General features: G+C 65.3%; 13 protein-coding genes. 6 read left to right on the top strand and 7 right to left on the bottom strand.

Features of this window, described 5'->3' with window-relative positions:
• Positions 1–189 precede the first annotated feature (189 nt).
• The 4 genes from KSS94_RS12755 to KSS94_RS12740 all read left to right on the top strand — a co-directional run bounded on the left by KSS94_RS12755 (position 190) and on the right by KSS94_RS12740 (position 4,901).
• Positions 190–954 carry a helix-turn-helix transcriptional regulator gene (locus tag KSS94_RS12755; RefSeq protein WP_217843321.1) on the top strand — a complete coding sequence of 255 codons (765 nt, stop codon included), beginning with the start codon at positions 190–192 and terminating at the stop codon, positions 952–954.
• 19 nt (positions 955–973) lie between these two features.
• Positions 974–2,392: an efflux transporter outer membrane subunit gene (locus KSS94_RS12750; RefSeq protein WP_217843320.1), complete on the top strand. Its 1,419-nt coding sequence runs from the start codon at positions 974–976 to the stop codon at positions 2,390–2,392.
• Between the two features lie 270 nt (positions 2,393–2,662).
• A complete protein-coding gene (locus tag KSS94_RS12745) occupies positions 2,663–3,733 on the top strand; it encodes an enoyl-CoA hydratase/isomerase family protein (protein ID WP_217843319.1) in 1,071 nt (356 codons plus the stop codon).
• A 16-nt stretch (positions 3,734–3,749) separates the two neighbouring features.
• On the top strand, positions 3,750–4,901 hold the full coding sequence (locus tag KSS94_RS12740) for an acyl-CoA dehydrogenase family protein (RefSeq protein ID WP_217843318.1): 1,152 nt from the start codon (positions 3,750–3,752) through the stop codon (positions 4,899–4,901).
• 121 nt (positions 4,902–5,022) lie between these two features.
• Here KSS94_RS12740 and KSS94_RS12735 read toward each other — a convergent pair whose 3' ends face one another.
• A complete protein-coding gene (locus tag KSS94_RS12735) occupies positions 5,023–6,006 on the bottom strand; it encodes an RHS repeat-associated core domain-containing protein (RefSeq protein WP_217843317.1) in 984 nt (327 codons plus the stop codon).
• 179 nt (positions 6,007–6,185) lie between these two features.
• Here KSS94_RS12735 and KSS94_RS12730 point away from each other — a divergent pair, with 179 nt between their 5' ends.
• Positions 6,186–7,076, top strand: coding sequence for a universal stress protein (locus KSS94_RS12730; protein ID WP_217843316.1), 891 nt, complete (start codon positions 6,186–6,188; stop codon positions 7,074–7,076).
• Between the two features lie 89 nt (positions 7,077–7,165).
• On the opposite strand, the gene KSS94_RS12725 is transcribed toward KSS94_RS12730, so the two are convergent.
• Positions 7,166–7,687, bottom strand: coding sequence for an acyloxyacyl hydrolase (locus tag KSS94_RS12725; protein ID WP_217843315.1), 522 nt, complete (start codon positions 7,685–7,687; stop codon positions 7,166–7,168).
• A 272-nt stretch (positions 7,688–7,959) separates the two neighbouring features.
• Complete coding sequence (ptrR, locus tag KSS94_RS12720) at positions 7,960–8,823, bottom strand: putrescine utilization regulator PtrR (RefSeq protein WP_217843314.1); 864 nt, start codon at positions 8,821–8,823, stop codon at positions 7,960–7,962.
• Positions 8,824–8,929: 106 nt separating this feature from the next.
• On the opposite strand from ptrR, the gene KSS94_RS12715 reads away from it, so the two are divergent.
• Positions 8,930–10,315 carry an aldehyde dehydrogenase family protein gene (locus tag KSS94_RS12715; RefSeq protein ID WP_217843313.1) on the top strand — a complete coding sequence of 462 codons (1,386 nt, stop codon included), beginning with the start codon at positions 8,930–8,932 and terminating at the stop codon, positions 10,313–10,315.
• A gap of 1,530 nt (positions 10,316–11,845) precedes the next feature.
• Here the strand turns inward: KSS94_RS12715 and KSS94_RS12710 are convergent.
• The 4 genes from KSS94_RS12710 to KSS94_RS12695 all read right to left on the bottom strand — a co-directional run bounded on the left by KSS94_RS12710 (position 11,846) and on the right by KSS94_RS12695 (position 18,536).
• Positions 11,846–12,733: a pirin family protein gene (locus KSS94_RS12710; RefSeq protein ID WP_217843312.1), complete on the bottom strand. Its 888-nt coding sequence runs from the start codon at positions 12,731–12,733 to the stop codon at positions 11,846–11,848.
• Positions 12,734–12,917: 184 nt separating this feature from the next.
• Positions 12,918–14,555: a phosphoglucomutase (alpha-D-glucose-1,6-bisphosphate-dependent) gene (gene pgm, locus KSS94_RS12705; RefSeq protein ID WP_217843311.1), complete on the bottom strand. Its 1,638-nt coding sequence runs from the start codon at positions 14,553–14,555 to the stop codon at positions 12,918–12,920.
• A gap of 79 nt (positions 14,556–14,634) precedes the next feature.
• Positions 14,635–16,890, bottom strand: a complete 2,256-nt coding sequence (locus tag KSS94_RS12700; RefSeq protein ID WP_217843310.1) for an ATP-dependent DNA helicase — start codon at positions 16,888–16,890, stop codon at positions 14,635–14,637.
• Entirely contained in the window at positions 16,887–18,536 is a 1,650-nt protein-coding gene (locus KSS94_RS12695) for a VRR-NUC domain-containing protein (RefSeq protein WP_217843309.1), read from the bottom strand. The genes KSS94_RS12700 and KSS94_RS12695 overlap by 4 nt, the downstream gene beginning before the upstream one ends.
• Between the last annotated feature and the right edge of the window lie 28 nt (positions 18,537–18,564).

The raw sequence follows: 18,564 nt of genomic DNA, 5'->3' as shown, positions 1-18,564 counted from the left end.
AAGCTCAGCGCCCCAGCCGGTTTAGCGGTGGTGCAACGGTTTGCCGCCGACGTGGCATTTTCTGTCCCCCTTTTCCATGACAGACACCGGCAAGGCTGGGGGCTTGAATAGCGCCACCCCACTTACCCAAGGAGAGGACTCGACCACGAGACCGCCCGCAGAACGCCCCGAATCAAGGAAGACACCACCATGAGACTGACCGACAACCTCGCCCGCCGCCCTGCCCCTCAGCTTTATTTACAGTTGGGCGAGCTGGTGGCCCGCAGCGGCGACCAGGACTTTGCCGGGCAGATGTTCCAGCTGCTCGAGCAACTGGTGCCGATGCAGCGCCTGGACCTCAGCGAATGGACCCTCGACACCCGCCAGCAACGCATCGAGCACATCCGCGCCCTGGGTAGCGCAGGCGCCTGCACGCCGCTGCCTGCGCCCGAAGCGCTGCTGCAGAGTGTGATGCAGATGCACGACCCGGTATTGATCCAGATCAGCGCGCCGCTGGGGCGCCCGCAGCAACCGCACAGTGCACACCAGTGCAACCTGGTGTCGTGCCGTGGCGAGCGACGTTGGGTGATCTGCTGCCAGCGCCGCCCTTGCCAGCGGGCCTTCACCCTGGCCGAGCTGTCGTTGCTCAAGAGCCTGTCCGACACCTTGTTGCCGCTGGTCGAGCACCATGCCCTGCGGGCCCAGGCCTTGCCTGCCAACGACCCGCAGTTGGCCGACAACCAGGCGGCCTCGTTGCGCGCCGCCTTTGGCGAGCGCCTGGCGCGCGGCGCCATCAGCCTGTCCAGCCGCGAGCAGGAGGTGTGCCTGGGGCTGCTGACCGGCGGCACGGTGCCGCAAATGGCGCAGCAGTTGAACGTCAAGAACAGTTCGGTGGAAACCTATCTCAAGCGCGCCACCGCCAAGCTGGGGGTCAGTGGCCGCCACGGGCTGGCCCGCTGGATGGCGGGGGCCTGACATCGCAAGGAAGCCTGCAATGCACCGATTCACCCTGACCCTGCTGGCCGCCACCCTGGCCGGCTGCAGCCTGGCCCCGGACTACCAGCGCCCGGCGGCCCCGGTCCCTGTGCAGTACCCCCAAGGGCCGGCCTACCCGGCCGCATCGACCACCCCGCCCGCCCAGCACTGGCAGGCGGTGTTCCACGACCCGGCGCTGCGCCAGCTGATCGACGCCGCCCTGGCCAACAACCGTGACCTGCGGGTGGCGCTGCTCAATGCCGAGGCAACCCGCGCCCAGTACCGCATTCAGCGCGCCGAACAACTGCCCCGTGTCAGCCTCGACGGCAGCGGCCAGCGCCAGTACCTGCCGCGGCGCATGACCGGCACCGGCAGCGGTGCGATCAGCAGCACCCAGGCGGTCACCCTGGGCGTCAGTGCCTACGAGCTGGACCTGTTCGGGCGCCTGCGCAGCAGCAGCGAACAGGCGCTGCAAACCTACCTGGCCAGTGAAGAGGCGCGCCGCGCCGCGCAACTGAGCCTGGTGGCCAGCGTTGCCAGCGTGTACCTCACCTGGCGCGCCGACCAGGAACTGCTGGCGCTGGCCGAGGATACCCTGGCCGCCGACGAACACAGCCTGCGCCTGACCACCCGCCAGGTGCGCACCGGCACCTTGTCGGCGCTGGACCGCATCCAGGCACAGACCCGGGTCGACAGCACCCGCGCCGCAGTGGCGCGCTACCGCCGCCTGGTGGCCCAGGACCTCAACCAGCTGGGCGTGCTGGTGGCCGGGCCCATCGCCGATGGCCTGCCCGGGCTGGCCTTGGCCAGCGAACAGATCGCACCGCTGCCGGCCGGACTGCCGTCGGACCTGCTGCAGCGCCGCCCGGACATCCTGCAGGCCGAGCACCAGTTGCAAGCGGCCAACGCCAATATTGGCGCGGCGCGGGCAGCGTTGTTCCCGAGCATCAGCCTGACCGCCAATGCCGGTACCAGCAGCCAGCAACTGGCCGGGCTGTTCGAGGCAGGCTCGGGTACCTGGCTGTTCAAGCCGCAGGTCAGCCTGCCGCTGTTCAATGCCGGCAGCCTGCGCGCCAGCCTGGACTACGTCAAGTTGCAGAAGGATATCCAGGTGGCGCAGTACGAAAAGGCCATCCAGGGGGCGTTCCAGGAAGTCGCCGACGGCCTGGCGGCGCGCGCCACCTACCAGCGCCAGTTGCAGGCCCAGCGCGACCTGGTGGCAGCCAGCCAGCGCTACTACGACCTGGCGCAAAACCGCTACCGCACCGGGGTGGACAGCAGCCTGACCTTCCTCGATGCCCAGCGCCAGCTGTTCAGCGCCCAGCAGGGGCTGATCGGCGACCGCCTGGCGCAGCTGGTGGCCGAGGTGAACCTGTATGCCGCGCTGGGTGGGGGGTGGCAGGACGATCAGCCCCTTGCTGGCGGGCCTGGCGGGTAGATTTGCATCAGGGTTGAGGGCCCTATCGCCGGCAAGCCGGCTCCTACAAGTACGGCGCCAGCCTTGACATACATGCAGCAAAGTTTGCCTGCCGTGGTCACAGGGTTAGAGTGGCACCACCAGCCTGGCCCTTGCACTCAAGGCAAAAATGCAGCAACGCCCTGCAGATTTGCCAATTGTGCAAGGCAAATACGCATGACAGGATCCAGCGATCCGCCCGCGCATTCCAGGCTTGCCCTTGGAAATCAATAACAAAGCAGGGAGACCGCGATGACCGCGCACGCTCAACCTTCGGCAACGGATCATGTACTGGCCGAAGTCCGCAACCACATCGGCCACCTCACCCTCAACCGCCCCGCCGGCCTCAATGCCCTGACCCTGGACATGGTGCGCAGCCTGCAGCGCCACCTGCACCGCTGGGCGCAGGACGACCAGGTGCACGCGGTGATGCTGCGCGGCGAGGGGCCCAAGGGCTTCTGCGCCGGCGGCGACATCCGCTCGCTGCACGACAGCCACAAGGCCGGGGAACACCTGCACCACACCTTTTTCGAAGAGGAATACGCCCTCGACCTGTGCCTGCATCGCTACCGCAAGCCGCTATTGGTGCTGATGGACGGCTTCACCCTGGGCGGCGGCATGGGCCTGGCCCAGGGCTGCGACCTGCGCATCGTCACCGAGCGCAGCCGCCTGGGCATGCCTGAAACCGGTATCGGCTACTTTCCCGATGTCGGCGGCAGCTACTTCCTGCCGCGCATACCGGGCGAACTGGGCATTTACTTAGGTATCAGCGGCGCCCAGATCAAGGCCGCCGATGCGCTGTATTGCGGCCTGGCCGACTGGTACGTGGGCAGCGAGCGCCTGGCAGCACTGGACGAAGGCCTGGACCACCTGCAGTTCGGCGACTACCCGCTCAAGGACCTGCAGGGCTTGCTGGCCACCCTTGGCACCCAGGTGCTGGACGACGCACCGCTGGCCAGCCTGCGCCCGGTGATCGACCACTTCTTCGCCCTGCCCGATGTACCCAGCATCGTCGAGCAACTGCGTGCGGTGGCCATCGGCGACAGCCATGCCTGGGCACTGGCCACCGCCGACCTGCTGGAAACCCGCTCGCCGCTGGCCATGGCCGTAACCCTCGAGCTGCTGCGCCGCGGCCGCCACCTGGCGCTGGAGGACTGCTTCGCCATGGAGCTGCACCTGGACCGCCAGTGGTTCGAGCATGGCGACATCATCGAGGGCGTGCGTGCGCTGATCGTCGACAAGGACAAGCAGCCGCGCTGGAACCCGCCAACCCTCGCCGCCCTGACCCGCCAGCGCGTCGAGCAATTCTTCGAAGGCCTGTAAGGCCGGGAGCACCTGCATGCAAGACCTGGAACTGAGCGAAGAACAGATCATGATCCGCGACATGGCCCGGGACTTTGCCCGCGGCGAGATCGCACCCCACGCCCAGGCCTGGGAAAAGGCCGGCTGGATCGACGACAACGTGGTACGCAAGATGGGCGAGCTGGGCCTGCTGGGCATGGTCGCGCCCGAGCAGTTCGGCGGCAGCTACACCGACTACGTGGCCTACGCCCTGGCGGTTGAAGAGATTTCCGCCGGCGACGGCGCCACCGGGGCGATGATGAGCATCCACAACTCGGTGGGCTGCGGGCCGCTGCTGGCCTACGGCACGCCCGAACAACAGCAGGCCTGGCTGCCGCAGCTGGCCAGCGGCGAAGCCATCGGCTGCTTCTGCCTGACCGAGCCGCAAGCCGGCTCCGAGGCGCACAACCTGCGCACCCGCGCAGAGCTAGTGGACGGTCACTGGGTGATCAATGGTGCCAAGCAGTTCGTCAGCAACGCGCGCCGGGCCAAGCTTGCCATCGTTTTCGCAGTGACCGACCCGGAGCTGGGCAAGAAGGGCCTGTCGGCCTTTCTGGTGCCCACCGACAACCCGGGGTTCAAGGTGGACCGCAACGAACACAAGATGGGCATCCGCGCCTCGGACACCTGCGCGGTAACCCTGGACAACTGCCGCATTCCGGCTGCCAACCTGCTGGGCGAGCGCGGCAAGGGCCTGGCCATTGCCCTGTCCAACCTCGAAGGCGGGCGTATCGGTATTGCCGCTCAAGCATTGGGCATCGCCCGGGCGGCATTCGAAGCGGCGCTGCAGTATTCGCGCGAGCGCATCCAGTTCGGCAAGCCGATCAACGAACACCAGAGCATCGCCAACCTGCTGGCCGACATGCAGGTGCAGGTGAACGCCGCGCGCTTGCTGATTTTGCATGCCGCGCGCCTGCGCACGGCCGGCAAGCCGTGCCTGTCGGAGGCCTCCCAGGCCAAGCTGTTCGCCTCGGAGATGGCCGAGCGGGTGTGCTCGATGGCCATCCAGGTGCATGGCGGGTATGGGTACCTTGAGGACTACCCGGTGGAGAAGTACTACCGCGATGCGCGGATCACGCAGATTTACGAAGGCTCGAGCGAGATCCAGCGCATGTTGATTGCGCGTGAGTTGAAGCACTACACCTTATAAATCGTTCGATCGAGGCTAATTCAGGGTTACGCAGCCCGAACTTAAACGGGCAGGCGGCGGTTATTGGCAACCGCCGCTAATGCGCAAAGCTACGCTTCATGTTTAACGGAATTGACACTCGCTAACGTACTTCGCGCCGGATGGCGTCAGCATCATTCAGTACAGGCCAATTCATGGGGGGTCGCACATAGTTATTTAGCGCGCGGGATGCATGATCAAAAGCTTCCTCGGCAGAGAGGCTATACAAACTGCTCATTCTCGAATTGAAATTCGTTGCAAAGTCAGGCCCGCTTATCGCAGCGCGCACATTCACACGCCATCTGCTCTGCGTTGGCAGCCCGAGCTGCACTGATATCTGCCAGGCCGCCCCAGATTCCCGCAAGGCATATTCCCTGACTGACATAAGCACATCAAATTGCTGTCTGTTGAGGTTGTCTTTTTGCATCAGTGCGTGCCAGAAGTCTACGGGAGCTTCAGTTTCGTAGTAGGCACGATTGAAAGGTGCCTGCAATAGATTGTCGAGCTGGTTGCCTGCGATCTCGCGAGCCATCGAAGTCATGGGGTTTGCGGGAGGGGAAGCTTGACGGGAAGCGCTAATCGGGCTTGGTAGGCTGCCCCGCCTGTTTGCAAGTCCAGAAGCGCTTGAACTCAAGGATCCTCTTCTAAATAGCCACATACGCCCTGAAGGATCGCTTCGATTGACAGGGTCAGCAGCGCAATACATGTAGGCATTGATACCGCCCTTGCCAAATGGACTGTGTTGATCGGCACGGAGGAACCTCTTCAAGGCCGGGGCATACAGCCTATAGCCGTTACCCAGCAAGTAACCGCCAGTCAACCGATCGACTACCTGCCCGTTGAACCCCAGCGGCATCCGCGCATCGCACATGTAGCCGTACGCATCGAATTTTTGGGTGTGCAGCAAAAGCCCCTGATGCACCGCAAGCACGGTAGCAGCCTGATCTGTTTTCAGCAGGCTGGCGTCGGTGCCCTGGGCACTTGAACGCATTGCGAAGGCCTGCCCGGCAGCGTAGACATAGCGCAGTTGCGCGTCGGCATCCACGTGCGTTACTGGGTGTTGTCGTTGGTAGAAAATGTTCTTCATGGCATCCGCTCCATTGAGGTCTGCCGGAGACTGTAAGGCTCATCCCGTGCGCTTAAAACTGGCAAAAGTATTAGGCGGCACACGCGCTGAGCGCACTGGGCGCTAGACTGTTCAAGGTGCTCCTAGGGGGTTGGAGCATCTGCCAAGAACCGGGGGGCTGCCACACGTGGAGGTGTGCGATGAGCCAGTTCAAACGCCTGCTGGTCATGCTCGGCCCGCAGATGCGCCACTCCCCTGCCCTGCAGCGCGCCGCCGCGCTGGCGGAATCCAGCGGGGCACTGCTGGACCTGAACGTCTTCGTCGACGATGTCGACACCTTCGGCCTGATGGGCGACAGCCGTGAACGCGAGCGCCTGCTGGCGCACAACCGCCTGTGGCTGGCCGACGAGGCCGAACAGCTGCGCAGCACCGGGCTGGATGTGTCCACCGAACTGCTGCTGACCCGCGACCCGCTGGGCAGCGTGCTGCAGCAAGCCGAACGCCTGGGCTGCGACCTGCTGGTCAAGGATGTGCAGCACGAGCCGGTGCTCAAGCGCCTGCTGGTCACCCCGCTGGACTGGCAGCTGCTCAAGGACAGCCCGGTGGCGGTGCACCTGGTCAGCGAGATCCGCCTGCCGCTGCCGCGGCAGATCGCCGCCGCGGTGGACCTGAACCATCATGGCAACGCTGAACAGCTGGACGACCAGGTAATCCGCAGCGCCCACGCACTGGCCCTGCAATGCAACGCCGAACTGCACCTGCTGCACGTGTGCGACGCGGCCAGGACCCATATCGCCGACTTTGGCGCCGGCACGGTGACCATGCCGGGCTTTGACGCCGGTGTGCGCACGGCGCAACGGGCAGCGTTCAACCGCCTGGGGGACCACCACCAGGTCGACCTGGAACGTCGGCACTTTCTCGAGGGCCTGGCCATCAAGGCAATTGCCGGTTACATCAGCCACAGCCGGGTGGATGTGATCGTCATGGGCACCCACCGGCATGATGCCTTGCACACCTTCCTGGGCGGGACCACCAGCCATGTGCTGGAACACCCGCTGTGCAACGTGCTGGCGATCAAGGCGGTGCGCTGACGGCAGGAGCCGGCTTGTCGGCGATGAACTCGGCACCGGCTACGCCGGTGATCGCCGGCAGGCCGGCTCCTACAGGGGGATCGACACCTTTAGAAGCCCTTGCTGTAGAACAGCGAGTACGACTCGATGCCGTCGTTGGGCTGCTTGATGCCGGCGTTGGAGTAGTGCATCAGGCGCAGCCCGACCTTCTGCTCGCCCGGCAGCTTAAGGCCGAAGCCGATGCGGTCTTCGAAGTTGACCGACGAGCCCAGGCGCTGGTCGCCCACATCGGTCTTGGAGAACGCCGCCAGGCCAATGCCGGCCTCGATGTACGGGGTATAGGTAAAGCCGCTGAACTCGTAGACGAACACCGGGCTGAACGACAGCGAGTGGGCGCCGCTGAAGTCGCCACCTTCCCAGTAGGTGTAGCCAGCATCCCAGTAACCGGTGACGAAACCGGTGTTGCTTTCGAGCCAGCGTTTGTCCCAGTCGAACGACAGGCCGATGCGGTAGGTCATGTCACCCTGGCTGGTGGCCCCCATGGCACCGGACACCTGGGCGGCCTGGGCCGAGCAGGCCCCGGCAAGCGCCAGCACAGCAGCGGCCAGCGAGCTGGCAAGACGGGTTTTCATCTATGACTTCTCCTGATGGTCTTTCACGGGTGGGGGCTTTTGCCCCTCGTTATGCGCCTGCACACCACCGCATCCTGGTGGTCACAAGTTGTAATACTTCCCGAAGTATCGGCCAATCAGCAACAAAGATGAAAGTGTTTTGCCAGCATTCAATCGCCCTATAGGAGCCGGCTTGCCGGCGATGGGGCCAGCGGCCATGCGTCAAGGCCTGCGCTTGTATCGCCGATACCGGCCCTATCGCCGGCAAGCCGGCTCCTACAGGGACGCGGGCCTCAAGCCTGGCGTTCCTCCAGCAGCTTGATGAACATGCTCAAACTGCGCGATACCGTGCCCCGGCGCCACACCAGCCAGGTTTTCAGGTAGCGGAAGTCCTCGGCCATGGGCCAGGCGCTGACCGTGCTGCAGCCGGGCATGTTGTCGAGCATGCTGCGCGGCATCATCGCAAGGCCTGCGCCGGCGCTGACGCACGCCAGCATGCCGTGGTACGACTCCATTTCGTGGATCTTGCCGGGCACTGCCTGGTCGTGGACGAACCAGCTCTCGAAATGGTGGCGGTACGAGCAGTTGGCACGGAAGGCGTAGATGTTCGCGCCGTTGACGTCGCGGGCGCGGGTGACCGGGGGGTGGTTCAGCGGTGCGATCACGGTCATCTCTTCCTCGAACACCGGCATGCCCTCAAGGGTTGGGTGCAACACCGGGCCATCGACGAACGCGGCCACCAGGCGGCCAGACAACACCCCTTCGAGCATGGTCCCGGACGGGCCAGTGGACAGGTCCAGGTCGACCTTGGGGTAGCGCTGGTTATAGGCCGCCAGCAAAGCCGGGATGCGCACCGCAGCAGTACTTTCCAGAGAGCCCAAGGCGAAGGTGCCCTGGGGGTCTTCGCCGGCTACGGTCAGGCGCGCCTCGTGTACCAGCTCCAGAATGCGGCGGGTGTATTCGAGGAAGTTCCAGCCCGCCGGCGACAGGCGCAGGCGGCTCTTTTCGCGGATGAACAGCTCCACGCCCAGGTCTTCTTCGAGCTGCTTGATACGAGTGGTCAGGTTCGACGGCACCCGGTGGATATGCTGGGCGGCGGCGCTGATGCTGCCATGCTCGGCCACGGCCTTGAAGATTTCCAGTTGCACCAGGTCCACGGTCATTCTCCAAACGTGAATGTTTCGCTCATTATTATTCAGTTTTCATTAAAGCGCGCCACCACTAGTCTGGGCTCACCGATTCATAACAACAGAGCACCCCGCCATGAGCGAGATCAGCAGCCTGACCCACGCCATCTCCGTCGACCCCTACACCGGCGAGCAGATCGGCCACTATGCCTTCGACACCGACGCCGCACTGGAAGCGGCGCTGCAACGCGCCAAGGTTGGCTACAACCAGTGGCGCAAGGTGTCGCTGGGTCAGCGCAGCGAGTACCTGAACGCCGTGGCCGATGCCCTGCAGGCCAACGCCGAAGCCTTTGCGCAGATGATCGCCCGCGAGATTGGCAAGCCGATCAGCCAGGCCCGTGGCGAAGTGAACAAGTGCGTCGGCCTGTGCCAGTGGTACGCCGAGCACGGCCCGGCGATGCTCGCGCCGGAGCCGACCCAGGTCGAGAAAGCCCGTATCGAATACCGCCCGCTGGGCCCGATCCTGGCGGTGATGCCGTGGAACTTCCCGGTCTGGCAGGTACTGCGCGGCGCCATCCCGGCGCTGCTGGCGGGCAACACCTACGTGCTCAAGCACGCCCCCAACGTGATGGGCAGCGCCTACCTGATGGCCGACCTGTTCAAGCGCGCCGGGCTGCCTGAGGGCGTGTTCGAGGTGCTCAACGTCACCCCCGAGGGCGTTACCCGCGCCATCAACGACCCGCGTATTGCTGCCGTGACCCTGACCGGCAGCGTGCGCGCCGGCATGGCCATTGGTGCCCAGGCCGGTGCCGCGCTGAAAAAATGCGTGCTCGAACTGGGTGGTTCCGACCCGTTCATCGTGCTGGCTGACGCCGACCTGGATGCCGCCGTGAAAGCCGCCGTAATTGGTCGTTACCAGAACACCGGCCAGGTGTGCGCTGCGGCCAAGCGCCTGATCGTCGAAGAAAGCATCGTCGAAGCGTTTACTGCCAAGTTCGTCGAGGCCACCCGCGCGCTAACGGTCGGCAACCCGCTTGAAGACGCCACCTATATCGGCCCGATGGCCCGCTACGACCTGCGTGACGAGCTTGACGGCCAGGTCCAGGCAACCCTGGCCGAAGGCGCCACGCTGCTGCTGGGCGGGCACAAGGTCGAAGGCGTGGCCAACTTCTATGCGCCCACCGTGTTCGCCAACGTTACCCCCGACATGACTGCCTTCAAGCAGGAGCTGTTCGGCCCGGTGGCGGCGATCATCAGCGCCCGCGATGCCGAGCATGCGGTGGAACTGGCCAACGACAGCGAATTCGGCCTGGCCTCGACCATCTACACCGCCGACTATGCCTTGGCCGAACGTATGACCGAGGCACTGGACACCGGTGGCGTGTTCATCAACGGCTACTGCGCCTCTGACCCCCGCGTGGCGTTTGGCGGGGTGAAGAAGAGCGGCTTCGGGCGCGAGCTGTCGCACTTTGGTGTGCGTGAGTTCACCAATGCGCAGACGGTGTGGCTGGATCGCAACTGATGTTTGCGGGCTGCTGAGTCACACTTGATTCGGCCCTGTAGGAGCGGCCTTGTGTCGCGAACGGACCGCATAGCGGTCCCGGGGATTGCGGCATTTCGCAAATTCTGGGGCCGCTGTGCGGCCCATCGCGACACAAGGCCGCTCCTACAGGGATCGTGTCGATTTTGAGAGTTCAGGCAAGCTCCCACATGGCAACCACCAGGTTTGCCAGGCTGGGCCGCATTCTTGCCCGGATCTGTACCTTTTATCCCCTCCTCCCGCTCGCATAATCGATTGCCTCCCCAGCCACCCGGAGGTATCGATGTCCGCCCTCACCAGCAACCAGCGTCGAGGGCAGCAGCGCCCGGCCGACCTGATCGAATAGCCCATCGTGCCCGGGTGGCGCCTCAACCAGCTGCAACCCGTTTGAGCGCAACAGGCGCAGTGCCAGCCATGAGCACGGCGACTCCACCAACACCTGCGGGAATTTGGGGGCAGAGGCTGGGTTCGGGTTCGGGTTCGGGTTCGGGTTCGGGTTCGGGTTCGGGTTCGGGTTCGGGTTCGGGTTCGTAGTCCATGGTGATTGCTTTCGGAGATGTATGCGCATTCATTGACGATAGAGGCTTTTCGTCACCTTTCCGCCCTTACGGCGGCTTACTTTTGTCGTGGCAAAAGTAAGCAAAACCGTCTGCTCCCATCATCCGGCCCCCTACGCTACGCTCCGGGGGTTCCCTCGCTCCGGGCTTGCTCCGGAGGTACGCGCCGACGGGCCGTCCCTGGCCCGATCGGCGCTCGACCGGCATCCATGCCGGTCGCCCTCCTACGCAATCCCTACGCTCGGCCTCCTGAAGTCGCGATTTGTGTTGCCTGAGCTATCGCGCGCTTAGAAGCCAGATCAAGAGCCAGATCAAGAGCCAGATCAAGAGCCAGATCAAGAGCTGGGATGAGGGTTTCATTGTTATTGATGTGTTGTTTATTCGGGCCCTATCGCCGGCAAGCTGGCTCCTACAGTGGAGCGCGTTAATTCTGGATAACGCGTAACCCTGTAGGAGCCGGCTTGCCGGCGATTGCAATCCTGAGGTCCCACAAATTCAACTAGCGGTTAGCTGCGCCAGCACAGGCGCCGCCCCTAACTTCGCGACTTCAGGAGGCCGAACGCAGGGATTGCGTAGGGGGGCGACCGGCATGGATGCCGGTCGAGCGCCGATCGGGCCAGGGACGGCCCGTCGGCGCGTACCCCCGGAGCAAGCCCGGAGTGAGGGTACCCCGGAGCGAAGCGCAGGGGCCGGATGAATGGAGCGAGCATTTTTTGCTTACTTTTTGATGCTTCAAAAAGTGAGCCGCCGTAAGGGCGGAAAGGTGAATAAGCGTCACTACAAATAATGAATGCGCATACAACTTTCAAAACCAACCAACTAATCAACAGATCAACAGATCAACAGATCAACAGCGTACAACACAAAACTTAAGCCTCCTGCACAAACGCCATCGCCGGCAAGCCGGCTCCTACAAGTAACGCAGAAAGACCACCCCCGCCGAACGGCATTGAAATCAGTGAGCCGGCCCCCTCTCACTACCCCCCATCACCCCAAACCGCCCCGCATGAAAGTCATCGAACGACTCGGCAATCTCAGCCTGGCTGTTCATCACAAACGGCCCATAACCCACGATCGGCTCATCGATCGGCTCACCACTGAGCAGCAATACACTGACATCCTCCAGCGCCTCGACCTGCACCTCGTCACCTTCACGCTCGAACAGCACCAGGCTCGCCGGCCCCGCCTCGCGCCCGGCATTAACCCGCAAGCGCCCACGCAATACCACCAGCGCGGCATTGCGCCCAGCAGCCACAGGCAGCTGCAGGCTGGCCCCGGCCTTGAGCCGCATATCCCACACATCCATGTCGGTGAACGTGCGGGCAGGCCCCTGCTGCTCCTGGTAACGCCCGGCGATCACCCGCAGGCTGCCGGCGTCACCCTCAAAGCTCACCACCGGGATATCACTGGCCAGCAAGGTCTGGTAGCCCGCCGCAGCACGCTTGTCCCTGGCCGGCAGGTTGACCCACAACTGCACCATCTCCAGCGTGCCACCGCTCTGGGCGAACGCCGGGGAGTGGAACTCCTCGTGGATGATGCCGCCAGCGGCGGTCATCCATTGCACGTCGCCTGGGCCGATCAGGCCGCCAGCGCCGGTGGAGTCGCGGTGCTCCAGCTCGCCCTGGTAGACGATGGTTACCGTCTCGAAACCCCGGTGCGGGTGCTGGCCGACGCCACGGCGGTCGGTGGTAGGGCTGAATGCGTAGGGGCCGGCGTAGTCCAGCAGCAGGAACGGACTGATGTACCGGGCGAGATGGTCGTAGGTGAACAGGCTGCGCACCGGGAAGCCGTCGCCTACCCAATGGGCGTGGGGGCTAGGGTGGATACCCTGGATGTTTTTCATGAACTGGCTCCTCTTGGATGGATATCACCTTAACGGCGAAGCCAACCAGGCGGTAGATAGCTGCATTGGCATGGATCGTTCCATCAACAGGACAGCCAAAAGCATCGCGGGGCAAGCCCGCCCCCACGCTGGACCCAATGCCAACGTGGGAGCGGGCTCGCCCCGCGATAAAGCCAGTGGCCGATCAGGCGATCGCCGCGTCCACCAGTACCTGTGCTTCTTGCACCAGCCGCGCCAGGTGCGCCTCGTCGATGAAGCTTTCAGCGTAGATCTTGTAGATGTCCTCGGTGCCGGACGGCCGCGCGGCGAACCAGCCATTGGCGGTCATCACCTTCAGGCCGCCGATGGCCTGGCCGTTACCCGGCGCGTGGCTGAGGATCTGCTCGATCGGCTCGCCGGCAAGCTCGGTGGACTTCACCTGCTCCGGCGCCAGCTTGCTCAGCAGGGCTTTTTGCCGGGCATCGGCCTTGGCCTCGACGCGGGTGGCGTAGGGCTTGCCCAGCTTGGCGGTCAGGTCGGCGTAGATCTGGCTCGGGTTACGGCCAGTGCGGGCGGTCATCTCTGCGGCCAGCAGCGCCGGGATCAGGCCGTCCTTGTCGGTGGCCCAGACCGAACCGTCACGGCGCAGGAACGAAGCACCCGCGCTCTCCTCGCCACCAAAGCCCAACGAGCCGTCGAACAGCCCCTGGGCGAAGAACTTGAAGCCCACCGGCACTTCGTACAGCGCGCGGCCCAGGCCTTGGGTCACCCGGTCGATCAGGCCGCTGGAAACCACGGTCTTGCCCACGGCAGCGTCACTGCGCCATTGCGGGCGGTTGCGGTACAGGTAATCGATGGCCACGGCCAGGTAGTTGTTCGGCTGCAGCAGGCCGTCGGGGGTGACGATGCCGTGGCGGTCGTGGTCCGGGTCGCAGGCAAAGGCCACATCGAAGCGCTCGCGCAGTCCGATCAGGCCCTGCATGGCGTGGGGCGAGGACGGGTCCATGCGGATCTGCCCGTCCCAGTCAACGGTCATGAAGCGGAAGGTCGGGTCCACTTCGGTGTTCACCACTTCCAGGTTCAGTTGGTAGCGCTCGGCGATGGCCGACCAGTAGCGCACCCCTGCCCCGCCCAGCGGGTCGACGCCCAGGCGCAGGTTGGCGCCTCGGATCACCTCGAAGTCGATGACGCTTTCCAGGTCGTTGACGTAGCTGGTGACGTAGTCATGGCGGTGGGTGGTCGGGGCCTTGAGCGCCTGCTGGTAGTCCATGCGCTTGACACCGGCAAGGCCTGCGGCCAGCAGTTCGTTGGCCTTGGCCTCGACCCACTTGGTCACGTCGCTGTCGGCCGGGCCGCCGTTGGGCGGGTTGTACTTGAAGCCGCCGCTCTGCGGCGGGTTGTGCGACGGGGTGATGACGATGCCGTCGGCCAGGCCCTGCTGGCGGCCGCGGTTATAGCAAAGGATGGCGTGGGACACCGCAGGCGTCGGGGTGTACTCGTCATCCTTGCTCAACGCCACTTGCACGCCGTTGGCGGCCAGCACTTCCAGGGCACTGGCAGCGGCCGGGGCAGACAACGCGTGGGTGTCGGCGCCGATGAACAGCGGGCCGTCGATGCCTTTCTCTTGACGGTACAGGCAGATGGCCTGGGTGATCGCCAGCACGTGGTACTCGTTGAAGCTCAGGTCGAACGAGCTGCCCCGGTGGCCCGAGGTGCCGAAGGCCACGCGCTGGGCCGCCACGGCTGCATCGGGGCGGCCGGTGTAGTAGGCGGTGAGCAGGCGGGGGATATCGACCAGCACACTGGCCGGAGCCAGCTTGCCTGCCAAAGGACTGAGCGTCATGCAGAACCTCGAAAGCAACGAATGTTGGGGTTGGAACGCGCAGTGTACTGGGAGTTTCAGCGCCAGGCGATGGGGGCGTTCAGGCGCAGTGCCACCAGCTGGGGAACATCTGCCGCACCCGCGGCTCGGCGAAGCGTTCGTCGATCAGCAGCAGCACGCCGCGGTCGTCATCGCCGCGGATCACCCGCCCGGCCGCCTGGATCACCTTGCGCACCCCCGGGTACAGGTAGGCATAGTCGAAACCGGCCCCGAACTGACGGCCCAGGCGCTGCTTGAATTGCTCGTTGACCGGGTTGACCTGGGGCAGCCCTAACGTCGCGACGAAGGCACCGATCAGGCGCGTACCGGGCAGGTCGACGCCCTCGCCGAAAGCGCCGCCCAGTACGGCAAAACCCACACCCTGGCCATCGGCGACAAAGCGCGCCAGAAACGCTTCGCGGCTGGCCTCGTCCATGCCCGGCGCCTGGCGCCATTGGGGCAAGGCTGGGTAGCGCTCGGCCAGCAGCCGGGCCACTTGCTCCAGGTACTCGAAGCTGCTGAAGAACGCCAGGTAGTTGCCCGGTTGGCGCTGGTACTGCCCAGCGATCAACTCGACGATGGGCGCCAACGAGGCCTGGCGCTGTTGGTAGCGGGTGGAGACTTCACTGACGATGCGCACCTGCAACTGCTCGGCGCGAAACGGCGCGGCCACCTCCAGCCAGGCGGTGTCGGCGGGCATGCCCAGCAGGTCGCGGTAGAACCGCTGCGGGTTGAGGGTGGCCGAGAACAAGGTCACGCTGCGCGCTGCGGCCATGCGCGGTGCCAGCAGCCGCGCCGGCACCACGTTGCGCAGGCACAGGGTAGCCAGGCGCTTGCCCTTGGGGCCGTTGCGCGGGCTGATGTCGAACAGAAAGTGCTCATCGAACAGCTCGGCAACCCGGCTGAACTGCAGGGCCTGGTAGAAAAACTCCAACACCTTGGGCTCAAGCGCGGCCGGGGCCTGGTTCATACGCTCCTGGATCAGCCCGATGCATTGTTGCAGCGCCCGCAAAAAGGCCTCCGGCAACTGCTCGCTGGCCTGGTAAGGCGCCACCTGAGACTTGTACAGGGCATTCCACTGCCGGTTGAGGCGCTCCAGCGCGCTGCCAAGGCCTGCCGGTTTGCTCTGGCGCAGGGCCAGCAACTGGCCCTGATCAAGGCTGGCGCTGTACATCGCCCGCCCCCGCTCCACCAGGTTGTGAGCCTCGTCCACCAGCACCGCTGTGCGCCACTGGTTGAGCTGGGCCAGGCCAAACAGCAGCGCGTGGGCATCGAAATAGTAGTTGTAGTCGGCCACCAGCACATCGGCCCAGCGGGCCATTTCCTGCCCCAGATAGTAGGGGCACACCTGGTGTGCCAGGGCCACTTCGCGCAACGCCGCGCGGTCCAGCAGCGCCACCTGCGCTGCTGCTTCCCGGGCGGCGGGCAGGCGGTCGTAGAAACCCTTGGCCAGCGGGCAGGACTCACCATGGCAGGCGTTTTCGGGGTATTCGCAGGCCTTGTCGCGGGCGATCAGCTCCAGCGTGCGCAACGCCGGCTGCGGGCTATGCCGGGTGAGCTGGCGCAGGGCATCCAGGGCCAGGGCGCGGCCCGGGGTCTTGGCGGTGAGGAAGTACAGCTTGTCGAGCTGCTGCGGCACCACCGCCTTGAGCAGCGGGAACAAGGTGCCGAGGGTCTTGCCGATGCCGGTACTGGCCTGGGCCATCAGGCAGCGGCCGGTGCTCACCGCCTTGTACAGGGTTTCGGCCAGTTGCCGCTGGCCCTGGCGGAATTCGGGGTACGGGAAGGTCAACGCCCGCAGGCCGTCGTCACGGGCCAGCAAGCGCTGCTGTTGCAGTTGCGCCCAGGCCAGAAAACATTGGCACTGGGTTTCGAAAAAGGCTTGCAGCCCGGCGGCCGTGTGGCGCTCGCTGAAAAGGGTCTGGCCGTCGCTGTCGACGTCGAGGTACACCAGCGCCACGTCGATTTCGCTCAGCTGGCGTGCCTGGCACAGCAGCCAGGCGTAAACCTTGGCCTGGGCCCAGTGCAGTTGGCGATGGTTGGCCGGCTGGCGGGCCAGGTCGCCGCGGTGGGTCTTGATTTCTTCCAGGCGGTTGCGCGCCGGGTCGTAGCCGTCGGCCCGGCCGCGCACACGCAGGCTCTGATACTCGCCTTCCAGCGCTACTTCGGCCTCGTAGCCGGCATCGCGGCGGGCCACCACCCGGCGATGGCCGGCGATGCCTTCCTGGGCGGTGGGCGAAGGGGTAAAGCGCAGGTCGAGGTCACCAACCTTGGCGCTGAATTCGCACAGCGCGCGCACCGCGACGGTGTAGCTCATGCCGCCGGCGCCCAACGCACGTGACAGACCGCCACTGGCAGGCCGTGCTGCTGGCAGAACTCCAGCCAGCGCAGCTGGTTGTCTTGCAGGCGGTCGCCCGGCCCCTTGACCTCGACCATGCGGTAGCGGCCCTGCTCGGGCCAGAACTGGATCAGGTCGGGCATGCCGGCGCGGTTGTTGCGGATATCCTGCAACAGGCGCTGGAAACAGGCTTTGAGGTGCGCTGCCGGCAGGCAGGCCAGGGCCTGCTCCAACAGCTCGCTGTCGAGCATCTGCCAGAACACGAACGGCGATTGCAGCCCCTGCTTGGCGCCATGGCAGGTGCGCATGGCATCGCGGTAGCTGCCATCGTCGAGCCGCCCCAGGCAGCGCTCGAACAGCGCCGCGCGGCGCTGCTGGAAGTCGGCATCGTGCAGGTCTTGCGGGCCGGCCTGAAACGGATGGAAGAACGCCCCGGGCAACGGGGCGAAAATCGCCTCCCAGCACAACAGGCCGAACAGGCTGTTGAACAGGGTGTTCTCGACGTAATGGGCCGCCCCGCCCTGCCCCTGCAGGTGTAGCCGCACCGCCTCCTCCACGCCCAGCGCGGCGAATTCGGCCGGCAGCTCGAGCTCGATCAGCTCGACCGGGTTGGCCCGCCGGCGTGGCTGCGGCGGCCCGCCCAGCTTGCGCGCAAGGCGCGGCAACAGGCGCTCGAGGGCCTGGCGCTCCAACGCATTGGCCGGTGCTGCGGCCATATTCAGCGCCAAGGCATGGGCTGCGGCCCACTGCTCGCTGCGCTCCAGCACCCGCACCTGGCGGATGCGCGCCTCGGGGTGTGTGCAAGCGCCGTAGATACGCAGGGCCAGGGCCCAGTCGGCCAGGCGCTCGCATTGCTGGCCAACGGCATACAGCACCCGCGCGCGGCGCCGGGCCAGCCAGGGGTTGTGGCTGTCCAGGCCCTCGAGCAGGGCCAGCAAGGTGGCCGGCGCCTCGCCCTGCTCCAGGCGCTCGGCGCACTGGTGCAGGGCCATGGCCAGGTCGACCTCGCAGCGCAGGCGCAGGGCGCGGGAATCGTCGCTGAACGGCACCTGCTCGTAGCGCCACACGCCCAGGTCGGCCAGTACGAACTCGTGCCAGTCCTGGTACAGGTTGCCGAAAAACAGCAGGCGCAGGCGGTCGCACAACGGTTGCAGGCGCCAATGCACGATTTGCACAGCAAACCCGGGGAACCACTGGGCCAACGGGCGGGGTTGCAGCGCCAGCGGCTGCAACTGCGCGAGCAATTCGGCCTTGCCCGCCCTGGGCCGCGTCAGTTGCCCGGCAAAGCAACTGGCCGCTTCGTCCTTGCGCAGTAGCGGCCACAACTGCTCCAGTGCCAGGGGCGCATCGGCGTCGGCCCAGCCCAGCGCCAGCAGCGGCGCCAGGGCGTTGTGGGTGTCGCCGATCTCGGCGTACTCGAGCTTGTCGCTGCGAAACAGCTCGCCCTTGCGCATCACCATGCGCACCAGCAGTGCCTGCGATGCGGTTGGCAAGTCGGTGAAGGTGTCGATAAAGCCCTGCTCGTGGTGGTCGAGCAGGTCGGCATAACGCTGCCCGACCCAGCCCAGCACCTGGCGGAAGTTGTGCAGGTAGTACAGCGGGTCGTCTACGGAGTGGGCGATCACGGAGGTTAGGTCGGGCGTGGGGATGGCC

Source organism: Pseudomonas fakonensis, from assembly GCF_019139895.1.
In the GTDB taxonomy this organism is placed as follows: domain Bacteria; phylum Pseudomonadota; class Gammaproteobacteria; order Pseudomonadales; family Pseudomonadaceae; genus Aquipseudomonas; species Aquipseudomonas fakonensis.
The sequence above is the reverse complement of the archived record's forward strand: the minus strand, read 5'-3'. Positions and strand labels throughout refer to the sequence as shown.

What these genes read in the sequence shown, in the direction of transcription:
- KSS94_RS12755 (WP_217843321.1), top strand. Translation starts at nt 190, where the DNA reads ATGAGACTGACCGACAACCTCGCCCGCCGCCCTGCCCCTCAGCTTTAT.
- KSS94_RS12750 (WP_217843320.1), top strand. Translation starts at nt 974, where the DNA reads ATGCACCGATTCACCCTGACCCTGCTGGCCGCCACCCTGGCCGGCTGC.
- KSS94_RS12745 (WP_217843319.1), top strand. Translation starts at nt 2,663, where the DNA reads ATGACCGCGCACGCTCAACCTTCGGCAACGGATCATGTACTGGCCGAA.
- KSS94_RS12740 (WP_217843318.1), top strand. Translation starts at nt 3,750, where the DNA reads ATGCAAGACCTGGAACTGAGCGAAGAACAGATCATGATCCGCGACATG.
- KSS94_RS12735 (WP_217843317.1), bottom strand. Translation starts at nt 6,006, where the DNA reads ATGAAGAACATTTTCTACCAACGACAACACCCAGTAACGCACGTGGAT.
- KSS94_RS12730 (WP_217843316.1), top strand. Translation starts at nt 6,186, where the DNA reads ATGAGCCAGTTCAAACGCCTGCTGGTCATGCTCGGCCCGCAGATGCGC.
- KSS94_RS12725 (WP_217843315.1), bottom strand. Translation starts at nt 7,687, where the DNA reads ATGAAAACCCGTCTTGCCAGCTCGCTGGCCGCTGCTGTGCTGGCGCTT.
- KSS94_RS12715 (WP_217843313.1), top strand. Translation starts at nt 8,930, where the DNA reads ATGAGCGAGATCAGCAGCCTGACCCACGCCATCTCCGTCGACCCCTAC.
- KSS94_RS12710 (WP_217843312.1), bottom strand. Translation starts at nt 12,733, where the DNA reads ATGAAAAACATCCAGGGTATCCACCCTAGCCCCCACGCCCATTGGGTA.
- pgm (WP_217843311.1), bottom strand. Translation starts at nt 14,555, where the DNA reads ATGACGCTCAGTCCTTTGGCAGGCAAGCTGGCTCCGGCCAGTGTGCTG.
- KSS94_RS12700 (WP_217843310.1), bottom strand. Translation starts at nt 16,890, where the DNA reads ATGAGCTACACCGTCGCGGTGCGCGCGCTGTGCGAATTCAGCGCCAAG.